This window comes from Streptomyces sp. NEAU-YJ-81 (genome assembly GCF_017592595.1).
GTDB lineage: Bacteria > Actinomycetota > Actinomycetes > Streptomycetales > Streptomycetaceae > Streptomyces > Streptomyces hygroscopicus_B.
This window is the reverse complement of sequence record NZ_JAGFNO010000004.1, coordinates 138732-150897: the sequence shown is the minus strand read 5'-3', so window position 1 is coordinate 150897 and position 12166 is coordinate 138732. Positions and strand designations below refer to the sequence as shown.

General features: G+C 66.8%; 15 protein-coding genes and 2 pseudogenes. 10 read left to right on the top strand and 7 right to left on the bottom strand.

The annotated features are described in order from the left end of the window. Positions 1-4: 4 nt before the first annotated feature. Positions 5-412, top strand: coding sequence for a hypothetical protein (locus J5X86_RS11860; protein ID WP_208516703.1), 408 nt, complete (start codon positions 5-7; stop codon positions 410-412). Here J5X86_RS11860 and J5X86_RS11855 read toward each other — a convergent pair. Then, the gene (locus tag J5X86_RS11855; RefSeq protein WP_208516702.1) at positions 394-1149 is read right to left on the bottom strand and encodes a transposase family protein; all 756 of its coding nucleotides are present in this window, start codon (positions 1147-1149) and stop codon (positions 394-396) included. The two genes, J5X86_RS11860 and J5X86_RS11855, sit on opposite strands and share 19 nt — an antisense overlap. Before the next feature lie 242 nt (positions 1150-1391). Here J5X86_RS11855 and J5X86_RS11850 point away from each other — a divergent pair, with 242 nt between their 5' ends. The 4 genes from J5X86_RS11850 to J5X86_RS11835 all read left to right on the top strand — a co-directional run bounded on the left by J5X86_RS11850 (position 1392) and on the right by J5X86_RS11835 (position 4195). Further along, entirely contained in the window at positions 1392-1967 is a 576-nt protein-coding gene (locus J5X86_RS11850) for a PadR family transcriptional regulator (RefSeq protein WP_208516701.1), read from the top strand. 75 nt (positions 1968-2042) lie between these two features. Then, positions 2043-3200 (top strand): epoxide hydrolase family protein, encoded by a 1158-nt coding sequence (locus J5X86_RS11845; protein ID WP_208516700.1) that lies wholly within the window; start codon positions 2043-2045, stop codon positions 3198-3200. A 60-nt stretch (positions 3201-3260) separates the two neighbouring features. Continuing rightward, positions 3261-3662 carry a PPOX class F420-dependent oxidoreductase gene (locus tag J5X86_RS11840; RefSeq protein WP_208516699.1) on the top strand — a complete coding sequence of 134 codons (402 nt, stop codon included), beginning with the start codon at positions 3261-3263 and terminating at the stop codon, positions 3660-3662. Positions 3663-3679: 17 nt separating this feature from the next. Continuing rightward, complete coding sequence (locus tag J5X86_RS11835) at positions 3680-4195, top strand: cupin domain-containing protein (protein ID WP_208516698.1); 516 nt, start codon at positions 3680-3682, stop codon at positions 4193-4195. 29 nt (positions 4196-4224) lie between these two features. Here J5X86_RS11835 and J5X86_RS52830 read toward each other — a convergent pair. After that, a pseudogene (locus tag J5X86_RS52830) lies at positions 4225-4611 on the bottom strand (LysR substrate-binding domain-containing protein); the annotation flags it as partial. Positions 4612-5049: 438 nt separating this feature from the next. Further along, positions 5050-5175, bottom strand: a complete 126-nt coding sequence (locus tag J5X86_RS51950) for a hypothetical protein (protein WP_279595190.1) — start codon at positions 5173-5175, stop codon at positions 5050-5052. 41 nt (positions 5176-5216) lie between these two features. Between J5X86_RS51950 and J5X86_RS11825 the strand changes: the two genes are divergently transcribed. Then, the gene (locus tag J5X86_RS11825; RefSeq protein ID WP_208516697.1) at positions 5217-5489 is read left to right on the top strand and encodes a hypothetical protein; all 273 of its coding nucleotides are present in this window, start codon (positions 5217-5219) and stop codon (positions 5487-5489) included. 28 nt (positions 5490-5517) lie between these two features. On the opposite strand, the gene J5X86_RS11820 is transcribed toward J5X86_RS11825, so the two are convergent. Further along, positions 5518-5898, bottom strand: a complete 381-nt coding sequence (locus J5X86_RS11820; RefSeq protein WP_243980138.1) for a histone-like nucleoid-structuring protein Lsr2 — start codon at positions 5896-5898, stop codon at positions 5518-5520. 166 nt (positions 5899-6064) lie between these two features. Here J5X86_RS11820 and J5X86_RS11810 point away from each other — a divergent pair, with 166 nt between their 5' ends. Then, a complete protein-coding gene (locus J5X86_RS11810) occupies positions 6065-6301 on the top strand; it encodes a hypothetical protein (protein WP_208516695.1) in 237 nt (78 codons plus the stop codon). A gap of 1096 nt (positions 6302-7397) precedes the next feature. Next, positions 7398-8558, top strand: coding sequence for a hypothetical protein (locus J5X86_RS11805; RefSeq protein WP_208516694.1), 1161 nt, complete (start codon positions 7398-7400; stop codon positions 8556-8558). A gap of 101 nt (positions 8559-8659) precedes the next feature. Here J5X86_RS11805 and J5X86_RS11800 read toward each other — a convergent pair whose 3' ends face one another. Continuing rightward, entirely contained in the window at positions 8660-9454 is a 795-nt protein-coding gene (locus J5X86_RS11800) for an SDR family oxidoreductase (protein ID WP_208516693.1), read from the bottom strand. An 892-nt stretch (positions 9455-10346) separates the two neighbouring features. Between J5X86_RS11800 and J5X86_RS11795 the strand changes: the two genes are divergently transcribed. Both J5X86_RS11795 and J5X86_RS51945 read left to right on the top strand, forming a co-directional pair. Next, the gene (locus J5X86_RS11795) at positions 10347-10646 is read left to right on the top strand and encodes a hypothetical protein (RefSeq protein ID WP_208516692.1); all 300 of its coding nucleotides are present in this window, start codon (positions 10347-10349) and stop codon (positions 10644-10646) included. A 50-nt stretch (positions 10647-10696) separates the two neighbouring features. Further along, positions 10697-10828 (top strand): hypothetical protein, encoded by a 132-nt coding sequence (locus J5X86_RS51945; protein ID WP_266588173.1) that lies wholly within the window; start codon positions 10697-10699, stop codon positions 10826-10828. Positions 10829-10885: 57 nt separating this feature from the next. Here J5X86_RS51945 and J5X86_RS50605 read toward each other — a convergent pair. Both J5X86_RS50605 and J5X86_RS11785 read right to left on the bottom strand, forming a co-directional pair. Continuing rightward, positions 10886-11183: pseudogene (locus J5X86_RS50605) on the bottom strand (hypothetical protein); the annotation flags it as partial. Continuing rightward, on the bottom strand, positions 11180-11485 hold the full coding sequence (locus J5X86_RS11785; RefSeq protein ID WP_208516691.1) for a diguanylate cyclase domain-containing protein: 306 nt from the start codon (positions 11483-11485) through the stop codon (positions 11180-11182). The gene J5X86_RS11785 and the pseudogene J5X86_RS50605, both read right to left, overlap by 4 nt. Positions 11486-12166 lie beyond the last annotated feature (681 nt).

Sequence of the window (12166 nt, the reverse complement as noted above, 5' to 3'; positions counted from 1 at the left end):
AACGATGAAACGAATTGCCCAGGTGGTCGCAACGGTCGGGGTCGTTGTCGCCACACTGTTCATCACAGCCACGGCGGCGCAGGCTTACTCCCGCGCTTTCGCCCTGAATTCGACGGATAGTGGCTGGTACTACGGAGCATGGGGGCAAGGGACTCTCAACACGAGTTCCGATGACTTCTCCAAGTGCTCCAGACTCTGGGTCACCAGTGGAAAACTCTGGGACGAGGATGCTGACGGCAGCGGAGCCATCGCTTGGCTCGCCTACACCGACTGCGCCACGGGCGAGCGAGAATACTTCAAGCTCGGAAGCGTGGGAGGAGAGGGAAAGAGCACCACACTGACCACCGCTTCCGTGTACAACGCCAAACATCCGACAGTGAGCGTTTTCCAACCTCACGTTGACGCGTGGTGAAGGACGAGGGCGGCCTTCACCATGTCGGTGATCCGGTTGGTGCTGCAGCGGAGCTTCCGCAGAAGACGCCAGTCCTTGAGCGTGGCCATAGCTCGTTCGCCGACGCATCGGATCTTGGCGTGACTGGTGTTGTGGCGGCGCTTCCACCCCTTCAGACGGCGACCGCGGAACGGGACTCGAACAGGCCCGCCGGCGCCTTGATACGCCTTGTCCGCCCAGCACTTCAGGCCCGCCTCGGTGAGCGCGTCGATGATTCCGTGGTGTCGGGCAGCAGTGAGGTCGTGGGCCGATCCGGGCAGGGCGGGCGAGGCCCAGAGCAGGCGTCCGAACGGATCGGCGAGGACCTGGATGTTCATGCCGTGGCGCTTGTGTTTCCCGGAGTAGTACGGGGAGTCCGCAGCGATCCGGTCGATCGGCAGCAGAGTGCCGTCCAGGATCACGAACGCCTTCTCGCGGATCGTCCGCATCGCCTCGGCGAGTGAAGGCGCGAGGGCGGCCAGGGCCTCGACAGCTTCGCGTATATAGCGGTAGACCGTGGCGATCCCGATGTCGAATCCGGCAGCGAGCTGGGCGTAGGTGTCACCGCACCGCAGGTGCGCGAGGGCGAGCAGAGCCTGGCGGCCGACGGCCAGACGTCGCCACCGTGTACCGATCTTCGCCCGCCGCGCGGCCAGTTGACCGGTAAGGAACCGCAGGGTTCGGCTGGACAGATCGATCGAGGATGAGTAGACAAGCATGCGAAGCTCCTGGCAGGCACGGGTGATCTTGGTCGAGAACCCGTCTACCAGGAGTTTTGTCGTTGCGCAGGGGGGTCCAACTTGTGGTCAGCACCGGGATGCTGGAAATCGCTCACTGTTCAGTCACGGCGGTGAGCTCGGCGATGAATCCCGTTCGTGACCTCGACGCGGTCGCTCCCGGAGCCGAGGTTCAGCACATCGGCCGGTTGCCTATGAACAAGTACTCATGCAAGAGTAGTCGTATGTCATCGATCAGGTTGTTCATCCTCGACACGTTCGCGAGGAACGGCGATATGCACGGGCACAAGGTGCGCCTCCAGGCCGAGCGGGAACATCTGCACCTGTGGACGGACGTGTCCGTGGGCAGCCTGTACCAGGCGATCAAGCGCCTGCTGGCTGAGGGCTTGCTCGAAGAGGTCAGGACCGAGAAGGAGGGCAATCTGCCCGAGCGTCAGGTGTACGGCATCACCGGCGAAGGGCGGCTGCGTCTCAAGGAACTCCAGTCCGAGAGTCTGCGCCACATCTGGATGAAGCCGGACCCGTTCGACCTGGCCCTCACCCGCCTGGACCCGGAGAAGCTGGACGAGCTCCACACAGTGATCGCATCCCGGCTGGATGAACTCGCCTCCATACTCTCGGACACCGAGGCGCTGAACGCCAACGCCATCGACGGCGGCTACCTGACGGTGAGCGAGGCACTGGCGGTCAGTCACAGTGCGCACAGGCTGCGCGCCGAGATCGCCTGGCTCCAGGAGGTCCTGGACGCGGTGCCCGAGATTGTCACCGATGAACGGACCCGTCAGCCCGACCCCCTCTGAATCACCGGATTCCGCCCCCCTTGAATCCACCCGCGTCGCAGTCGGCGCGGTATCGCCCGGTAAGGAGCACGCCCCATGTCCGAACTCATCGAACCCTTCACCCTGTCCGTGCCGGAGGAACAGCTGACCGACCTGCGTGAGCGGCTCTCCCGCACCCGGTGGCCCGATCCAGAGACCGTTCTGGACACCAGCCAGGGACCCCAGCTGGCGAAGCTCCGCGCGCTGCACGACTACTGGCTCAACACCTACGACTGGCGGCGGTGCGAGAAGACCCTCAACTGCTTCGGCCAGTCACGCACCATCATCGATGGTCTGGGCATTCACTTCCTCCATGTGCGCTCGCCTGAGCCGGACGCCCTCCCGCTGGTCATGACCCACGGATGGCCCAGCTCCGTCCTCGATTTCCACAAGGTCATCGGCCCACTGACCGATCCCGCGGCCCACGGCGGTGACCCGCGGGACGCCTTCCATCTCGTGGTGCCGTCGCTGCCGGGATTCGGGTTCTCCGACCGGCCTACGGAACCCGGCTGGGGATTCCCCCGGGTCGCCGATGCCTGGATCACGCTGATGGACCGGCTCGGCTACCGGCGATGGGGCGCCCAGGGCGGCGACCTCGGATGCGCGGTCACCGACGAGATCGGCCGCAAGGCCCCCGACGGATGCGTCGGGCTGCACCTCAACTTCGCCATGTTCCCGCCAACGCCCGACGAGATCCGGGACGCCACCGAGCATGAGCAGGCAATGCTCGACAGCGCCGCCTACTTCTGGGAGAACCTCTCGGGCTACGCCAAGGAGCAGGCAACCCGCCCTCAGACCATTGGCTACTCCCTCGCGGAGTCCCCCATCGGCCTGGCTGCCTGGATCTACGCGATGTTCCAGGACACCTGCGGCACGCCGGGGGACGCGGAAGCATCTTTCACCCTGGACGAGCTGCTCGACGACATCATGCTCTATTGGCTTCCCAACACCGGGACGTCCTCTGCGCGGACCTACTGGGAAATGGCACGGTCGGCACAGCCCTCCGCGCCGAACGCCGCCGCACCGATCACACTGCCTACCGGATTCAGCATGTTCCCGCAGGAGCACGTCCGGAAGTCCCAGCGCTGGGTGGAACGCCGCTACAGCAACGTCGTCCACTTCAACGAGCTTGAGGTGGGCGGGCACTTCGCGGCCCTGGAACAACCGGCACTCTTCGTTGACGAAGTCCGGACCACCTTCCGTTCCTTGCGCTGAGCGCACCGCCGGCATCGGCACCTCCCACCGACAGCTTCCCCCCAGGAAGGGCGATACCTCATGACACCCCTGCCCGGCGAACTCCTCAAACTGCTGAACCGGCCCAGCCCCTGCTTCATCGCCACCACCATGCCGGACGGCTCGCCTCAGCTCACCCAGACCTGGGTCGACACCGATGGTGAACACATCCTCATCAACACCGTCGAGGGCTACCGCAAAACCAAAAACGTTCAACGCGACCCCCGTGTGGCCGTCAGCATCGCCGACCCGGATGACACCTCCCGCTACTTCTCCGTACGGGGACGCGTCACCAGCGCCACGACCGACGGCGCCACCGAGAGCATCGAACACCTCGCCCAGAAGTACACAGGCCACCCCTACGCCTCGTACGGCGGCCCGGGCCAGACCCGGCTCCTGCTGACCATCACCGTCGACTCCGTCATCCATTCCCCCATGCACTAAAGACCAAGGGGACCGTCATGACCAGCTTCCCCCACAGCGCCGGCACCGCCCGCCCCTATGTCTGGGCGCCGGACCAGTCCCCGGCCTACTGGAACGTCGGCACGTACTGGAGAGTGCTCGCCGACGGCAGCCAGACCGACGGCCGGTCCTGCACGTTCGAGGAACTGTGTCCGCAAGGACTCGTCGCCCCACCGCACGTCCACGACAAGGAGGAAGAGGCGTTCTTCATCCTCGAAGGTGATTTCGTGTTCACCGTCGGAGACGAGGAGATCCCGGCCGGACCCGGCAGCTACATCTACCTGCCGCCCAAGGTCCGCCACGGCTTCCGCGTCGAATCCGAAGTCGGCCGTGTCTACAACATGCTCACCCCGGCCGGATTCGAGCAGAACATCATCACCAACGGCCAGCCCGCCCCCCAGGTCTCGATGCCCCCACCGGGAACGAGCGCCGTGCCGCTATGGAGGCAATTGCGTACCTCCAGGCCCCCAGCCCCCTGGGACGACCCTGCCTGGGCGCCTGACTCGTCCTTTTAGAGCGCCCGCCTAGGCCCGGGATGTTTGGCTTACGGTGCAGGACGACGAGTCGGTGTTGATGTACCCGCCGAGCGCTGTCGCCCCCACTCACGGTACGCACGCGGACACGCCATGCCTCCGTCGGCCGCGGAACGCTCAGCCCGGTAAGCGACTGTGGCGATCTGAGCGAACGACCGGACCGTGCCGTCCGGGAACTGGAACCAGCCCCTGTCTGCCAGGTCGGCCACCTTCAGGCGGTCGCGGCGGGCCAGTGGATCATCGGCGCGCAGCACCGCGCCGACTGGGTCGACGCGCAGCTCGTGCACTGTCGGACCTGTCTCGTCGAACGGCCCACGGGTCAGAGCGACGTCGACCAGTCCGGCGCGCAGTCCGCAGGTCGGATCGGTCAGGTCGGTCTCGCGGACGCGGACCTCGACACCTGTCCGGATCACCGACATGTGAAGGCCGTCCTCGTCCTTCACCACGCGTCAACCTGAGGTTGGAAAACGCTCAGTGATGGTCTGCCTCTACAAGGGATCGTCTCAGATGCGGGACTGCGGCTCCAGTTGGTAGAAGCCACGAGCCAGCACAAGTGGGCATAGCCCCACCGATCTGGTCGATCCGCATGCGGCAGGGCCTTCGGTCCGAGGGCCCTGCCACAGGTCATTTTGCCTGCCTTGGCCCATGCATCCAGACTTTGGGGCGCGAGGCTCCGCTTCTTGCGCCGGGCCCGCCTGAGAGGCGGGCCCGGCGCTCGGAATGTGCGGGTGCCACTGGCACGCGGTCTCGGTGACCGGCAGGAACTGGTTGGTGCGCACGTCCATGCCCGACGGGGTCCTGACTCTGGGAGCGCTGTGCTTGCGGCGTAGCGAGCGTCAGTGGGCGCTGCCGTTTTCGTAGGCGTCGATGAGGTCGCCGATGGCATCCGGGTTCTGCGCCTCGCCGACCCGGGCACCGTGCTCCGTGAAGACGGGCACGGTCGCGGTGTCAGCGTCGAACACGCACCGGTAGGAGCCGAGCCGTACCGGTCGAGGACCATGCCGTGCAGGACTCCCATCGGCGCGGCGGCCAGGACCTCCAGGGCATCGACGCTGAGATGGACGGGTGCGGCGACGTCGTCGGGCTGGGTGAGGAATCCCGTGACGCGCAGCAGGTCGCCGGGCTGGACTCGGTGAGCAACGCCTGCGCGATGCGGGGGTCACTGGTGGCGCAGGCCCAGACGACGTCGTCCGCGGCATTGTCGGTGGGGGAGACGGTTAGCTGGAACGGGGCGGTGCCCGAGCTGTCGCCCGGTGTGGGGACGGTGTCGAGGTAGCCGTCGACGGCGAGGTGTGTGGTGTCTATCAGCTCGCTTCGGCCAGGTTGGCGGCGGAGCGGGCGGCGTCGTAGGCATCCAGGACGGCCTTGGCCGGGGTGCCCCGGTCGGCGACCTGGTGGCCGTTGGCCCGCGCCCACATCCGGATCGCGGCCGGCTCCTCCTTGCTGCGCCTGCCGGTGGGGACCGACGCCTGGGCCGGGGTGGGAGACAGGGGTGTGGCCGCGTGGCCACCGGCCTTCACCTCGCGCAGCTGGGCCTGTGCAGATTCCAGTTCGCCCTTGGCCTTGGCGACCCGTTCTTCCGCTTCCCGCTGGGCAGCGTCGGTGGCGTGGCGCTCGGTCAGCTCGGTGAGATCGCTGCGGACGCGGGCCGCCCGGTTGCGGATGCTGATGGCTCTGCTCGACATCCTCGGTTGCTCGATGGAAGACCTCATCGAGCCGGTGGCGGCCCGGGCCTCCGGCAGGAAGACGGCGACCGCCGGCAGGGCGGACAGCGCACCAGCGGGGCCAGCAGCAGGGCTTGGTGACTTCCGGCCCACGCGTGCTCGCATCGTTCCCACGGAGGAGTAGTCCGTGGACGAGTCTCTCCCACGGCACGCGGTCGAGCCGGAGTCCGTGATCGCGGAAGCGGTCTGTGCCATCGAGCCAGATCTTGATCAGGGCCTGGTCGAGAAGGTGGTCACCGACACGTTCCGCTACAGCCCGCAGCGAAGGCAGCTCGCCCTGTTGCTCCAGCAGGACCCCGCCTGGCTGACGGATGGTCGGCCGGAGTCATCTTCGGTTGTGGAACGGTGTACATGCCCTGCGTGAGCGCGGTGCCCAGCATGTCCAGCCACCACTGTGCGGAATGTGCGGCCAGCCCCGGCGTCTGAAGGGCAAGGCTCCGGACAGCGACGCTCGGATCTGCGGGCGATGCGCCGACCGCCGATGGCGCTATGCCAACCCGTGCGCCATCTGCGGCCGGCCCGAAGTACGAACTCGCGACCGCCAGGGTCGCCCGCGATGCCGGTTCCACCCACCTGACGGCGGCGCCGATCCGGTGGAGTTGATGTGCCGACTGATCCAGCAGGTGTGCCCTGCCATGTCCGACAAGGCCATCACCGATGCCGTCCGCAGCGTCGAACCGGTAAGTGCCAGACAGCGGCAACGTCTGTGGGCCCTGGAGGACATTCCCGACCTGTTGACCGGCCAAGGTGCGCACGGCCCCGCGAAGACCCTGGCCCTGATCGAAGCCCTCCGACAGCGCGGCGCCGAGAACCTGGTGATCCCGCCGTGCCCGCAATGTGGCCGAAGCGTCCCCCTCTCCAACGTCCGTGACGGGATCCGCTGCTGCTACGACTGCCGCAGGGCCTTGGGCGCGGAGCCATGCCACCGCTGCGGACGGACACGTCCGGCGATGGGTGGCACGCACGACGGCCGCCCCCTGTGCGACTCCTGCCGCTACCACAACCCCGTCACCCACCAGGTGTGTTCGAGGTGCGGGGAGTGTCGGTACATCCAGGCCCGGGATGGCGACCAGCTGCTGTGCGAACGCTGCCACCAGCTTCCGACTACCGTCTGCTCCGACTGCGGCGAGGAGCGCCCCTGCCTTCACGCCGCCACCGACGCGCCCTTGTGTGAGTCGTGCAAGAGGAAGCGACGCAAGCGCGAGGTGTGTGTCGTCTGCCAGCGTGAACACATCGTCAGCTACCGGACCGCGGATGGAGACCCGAGGTGCACCGGGTGCGGTGCCACGCCTCAGCCGTGCGCCGTGTGCGGACGAGTCATGCGGATCCATGCCCGTACACCGGACGGCGACGGCCTCTGCGGGACCTGCTGGAACAAGCACCCGGCCAACCGCCAGCCCTGCCGCGAATGCGGTACGACTACCCGGCTCCACCACCGCGGTCTGTGCCCCGGATGCGCAGTGCGCCACCGACTCCACGAGATGCTCAGCGTCGACGGCCGCATGCGTCCCGACCTTGAGCCCGTGTTCCGCGCCTTGTTGCAGCAGCAGCCCGTCAGCCTGCTGGCCTGGCTCACCCGCCGACCGGGCCGCGTGACCGTCCTGCACGCTCTTGCCGCCGGACAGGGACCTGTCACCCACGACACGCTGGACCAGCTCCGCCCGACCAAGGTCGTCGAGAACCTCCGGATGCACCTCGTCGTCGGCGGAGCCCTGCCGCCACGCGACGAGCGGCTCTCCACCTTCGAGCGCTGGCTGCCGGGCAAGATCGCACAGGTAGATGTGCCGGAGAGCCGCAAGGTGCTGCACGCGTACGCCACCTGGCACCTGCTGCGCCGACTGCGTACCGTCTCGCGCCGCCGCCGCTTGACCCACGGGCAGGTCCACGGTGCCCGCGCCTACGTCACGCAGGTGATCCAACTGCTCAACTGGCTCAGCAGCCAGAACATCCCGCTCAGCGCATGCTCCCAGGACCTCATCGACGCCTGGCTGGACGAGAACCCCGCCCGCGGCCCGCGCGTGCAGGGCTTCCTCGTCTGGACCAGCCGTAAGGGCCACACCCGGCAGCTGGCCGTGCCCCTCGGCACCCCCGCTTTCACCGGCCAACTCATTGCCCAAGACGCCCGCTGGAGCCTGGTCAGCCGCCTCATCCACGACGAGGAGATTCCGATCGTGGACAAGACCACCGGCCTCCTCGCTCTGCTCTTCGCACAGCAGCCCCACCGCATCGCAGAACTGACTACCGACGACGTACACGTCACCGCCGATGCGGTGGCGCTGCGGCTCGGCAGCTTCCCGGCCCAGATGCCTCCGCCTCTGGACGAACTCCTGCTCGCCCTTCACGCCGACGCGATGGCGGGCTCCACCGCGGCCGAGCGCTGGTTGTTCCCCGGCCGATACCCAGGCCGGCCCCTCAGCCGCAGCCAGGTGATGCGCAGACTGCACGCTCTCGGCATCCGGCCCCGGATGGCACGTAGCACCGCGCTGGTCGAGCTGGCCTCCGAACTGCCTGCCGTGGTCGTCAGTCGCCTGCTCGGCGTCCATCAGACCACCGCCGATACCTGGAAACGCATCGGCGGCCAAGACAACACCTACGCCGCCGAGATCGCTCAACGCGGCTGACGACCGGCTCAGGTCTCGGGGCTGGCGCTCGGAGGTCCGGACAAACCGGGAGCGGACGGCCTGTGCCTTTGCCCGAGGGGGCGGCCATGCCCTTAGGCGGCCTACGCGGTTGTGGCGATGCCGCCGTCGACGGGGATCACGGCGCCCGTTAGGTATGCGCCTGCCCGGCTGGCGAGGAACACGGTGACACCCGCCATGTCGTCGTCGCGGCCGATCCGGCGTAGTGGGGCCGACGCCGCGATCGCCTCGCCGAACTCATCGAGGGTTGCAGCCATCATCGTCGACGGGAACGGTCCCGGCGCCACGGCGTTCACGGTGACGTGCTGCGGTCCTAGTTCCTTGGCGAGCACTCTGGTGAGTTGATGCAGTGCGGCCTTGCTGCTGGAGTACGAGTAGTTGGGCCGCTGGGGGATGTGGATGGCGGCGATGCTGCCGATGTTGATGATCCGCGCGGGATCGTCGGCGGTGCCCGCCTTGCGAAGTGCGGGCAGCAGCGCCTGGACTAGCCAGAACGGCGACTTCAGGTTGAGGTCGATGACCGTGTCCCAGGCCGCGTCTGGGAACGTCGCCAGCGGCTCGTCCCACAGGGCGCCCGCGTTGTTGACGAGGATGTCGAGACGCTCAGAGTCGGCGGTGACGAGGTCGGACAATCGCCGACACTCGTCGTGGCGGGACAGGTCGGCGGGGATGGCCCGCACCTCACCGAATGCGGACAGCTGTTCCTGCGCCTGAGCGCACGCTTCTGCGTTGCGTGAGCTGATGACCACGCGGACGCCCGCCTGGAGAAGGCCACGCGCGATCATCATCCCGATGCCTCTGGTGCCACCGGTGACGAGCGCGCGCTTTCCACTCAGATCGAAAAGTTCTGCGTGCGTTGTGAATTGGTTGTCTACCACTTGCCGTCTTTCTCGTTGGCCGTGCGGGATGATGCGTCGACGCGTCGGGTGTTCGGTTCAGCTGTCGGTGTTTTAATCACGACTTTGCCGGGGCCGTGGTGGCTGACCGTAGAAGAAACTCATGCCGATGCAGCCGAGCCCGAGAGCCGAGACTTCGAGGTTTTGTCTTAGTTTGCGTTTTTGCATTAGAGATGCTCCTGGGGTATCGGTCGTCTGGCTCCCGCTTATTTCGTGTTTAGCCGGGAGCCGGTATAGAAGTTGGGCAGCCTTCCGGGACGCCGGCGAGACCCTAGTGATACCGGCATGCCCTCAACGCTATGGCCTTGGCGTGCACTCCAAGCAAGCGGAACAGGTAAGAAATCGGCAGGGTGCTCCCGCGGGGCGGCGGCCGCACCCCTGGGTGCTGTCGAGCCGCGGGGCCGCGCGGTCATGGCCTCGACTGCCTGGGTACCGCTGAACGCTCGGATGGAGGGGCAAGCCCGGGCGCACGAAGAGGGCCATCACTGATCCGGACCAAGGGCTCATACTGCTCCTGGCGCCTCACCCTCATCAGTAGAGGCATCAGGAAATTCCTCTTGTCCTGTCACGCCTCGCCGGATCCGCTCACGCTCAATATCGGCAGCGATTCGTGCACGCTCCGTCTCGTGCTCTTCCTTGATTACCGTTCGTTTGGTCTCGCGTTCGCTTCCGCGACTCGACACCAGCAACTTCGCACCACGGAATCGAGCGCCTGCTGACCAAAGCGCGGAACTGCATTCCCGTCTCCGTCAGTCGCACCCGGCCGTAGATGCCATTGACCATGCCGAACAACGCGGTCATCGAGAAATCGTGTGCCTGTCTGTGATGTCAACGTGCACACTGACGGTTTCCCGTTCGACCGAAGGACTGAGCCGTGCCCGACCGACCTGAGATTGTCTGCATCTGCGGCTCTACCCGGTTCGTGGACGAGATGCGTGCGGCGAACCGTGATCTGACCTTCGCAGGTGTCATCGTCGTCGCGCCAGGCGAAGCAGACGAGTTGATCACCAACGAGCAGAAGACCACGCTGGACGCCCTCCACCTGCGCAAGATCGACCTGGCTGACCGGGTTCTGGTCGTCAACCCCGGCGGGTATATCGGCGAGTCCACGAGCAGGGAGATCGCATATGCCCACGCCACCGGCAAGCCGATCTCGTTCACCGATCCCGTCTGACCAGTAGACGCTTCGCCGTCCTCGGCGCCAACATCCGCTTCACCACGATCATGGCCGCAGGCTCCATCGCCGGCGCGGTGCTGGGCGGCCTGCTTCTGGGGATGTTCCCGAACCTGGTGCTGATTCCGCTGCTGGCCGTGATCCTGCTCGTCTCCGCGGTCAAGCTCGCCCGTCACGACTGACATCGGGCGGTAGCACAGCACGGCATTGCGCAACTTCTGATAGCCGGAACTACCAGCAGAGCCTTCGGCGTCCTGGTGGCAGTCGGTGATCCGGGCTACCCCGACCACGGCGCCGGTCGGCATCTGGCGGCCGTGGATCGTGCGGGTGACCAGCGGGATGCGCAGCGCGGGCCGGTCGATCCGCTGGCCCGCGTGCAGCAGCACCCAGCCCGGCTTCCAGCCCGGCCTCCGCTGCCCGAAGCGGTTCTCGACCGTCTTGGCACCGGTGAGGATGCAGGTGGCCCACGGCTGCCTGCTTGATGCTGATGCCGCGGATCCAGTCGCCTTCCGGCAGTACAGCAGTGGTGGCGCTCATGCGGGTCGCCCCCACACGGCCGTGCCCGGGCGGCCCGCCCTCCGGCCGTTGATGGACGGCGCCATCGCGTGCTCCTTGGTGGCGAGGTGCGCGCGGCCGGAGTGCTTGACGTCGTAGAGGGCCGCGTCGGCGGCGCGCTGCAGCGAGGGCAGGTCGCGGGTGCCGATCGTCTCCGGGATCGCGGCGCCGATCGAGGCGGCGACTTCGACGGCCTGGCCGTACTCGAGGGTGACCGGGGTGTGCAGCATCCGCACCAGCTGCCCGAGGCGTGCGTCGCGGCGGCCGCGGGGGAGAGGCAGCACGACGGCGAACCGTTGACTGAACTAACTCGATCATTTCCGCAGGTCAGACGGCCTTTCTGCTAGCTTCCGTGGATACTTGGACGTGATCCCGAGAGAGAGTTAGCGAGCTTCATGCTGCCCGAGGCCAGACAGCTGGCAGAGACGGGAGATCGATGGAGGCCGTTTGTCCTCCTGGACGCGGACGGGGTCGAGATCGAACCCGTGGCCGCCTTCTTCGCGGAGCTGCTGGCTTGTGACAAGTCAGCAGCCACGATCCGGTCGTACGGAATGGACCTGCTGCGTTAGTGGCGCTTCCTGTGGGGCTGGGGGATCGCTTGGGATCGTGCAGTCCGGTCGGACGCTCGGGACTTCGCCCGCTGGATGAAGATCGCGAACAAGCCCGCACCGCTGCACTGGCGCCACCGACGGGATATCAAGACGGAGAGAGCACCAAAGCCAGCACCAGAGAAGCTGCCGCCCGGAGCCCCCAATCCGATCACAGGAAAGTCGTCACCAGGGCTGAGATACGCGCCGACAACGCGAGCGCACTGCGAGACCGTCCTACGGGTCTTCTACGACTTCCACCTCTCCGAGGGAACCGGGCCGATCCTGAACCCGTTTCCACTGGATCGCTCCCGGCGCCATGGCAGAGCACACGCTCACCACAACCCTGACGAGCGGTTTCGCCACGAACGGCAAGGC

Bases quoted from the DNA above. Each gene is read 5' to 3' on its own strand.
- J5X86_RS11860 (WP_208516703.1), top strand. From the start codon at position 5: ATGAAACGAATTGCCCAGGTGGTCGCAACGGTCGGGGTCGTTGTCGCC.
- J5X86_RS11820 (WP_243980138.1), bottom strand. From the start codon at position 5,898: ATGTCGAGCAGAGCCATCAGCATCCGCAACCGGGCGGCCCGCGTCCGC.
- J5X86_RS51945 (WP_266588173.1), top strand. From the start codon at position 10,697: ATGGCCGCAGGCTCCATCGCCGGCGCGGTGCTGGGCGGCCTGCTTCTG.
- J5X86_RS11835 (WP_208516698.1), top strand. From the start codon at position 3,680: ATGACCAGCTTCCCCCACAGCGCCGGCACCGCCCGCCCCTATGTCTGG.
- J5X86_RS11840 (WP_208516699.1), top strand. From the start codon at position 3,261: ATGACACCCCTGCCCGGCGAACTCCTCAAACTGCTGAACCGGCCCAGC.
- J5X86_RS11850 (WP_208516701.1), top strand. From the start codon at position 1,392: ATGTCATCGATCAGGTTGTTCATCCTCGACACGTTCGCGAGGAACGGC.
- J5X86_RS11855 (WP_208516702.1), bottom strand. From the start codon at position 1,149: ATGCTTGTCTACTCATCCTCGATCGATCTGTCCAGCCGAACCCTGCGG.
- J5X86_RS11845 (WP_208516700.1), top strand. From the start codon at position 2,043: ATGTCCGAACTCATCGAACCCTTCACCCTGTCCGTGCCGGAGGAACAG.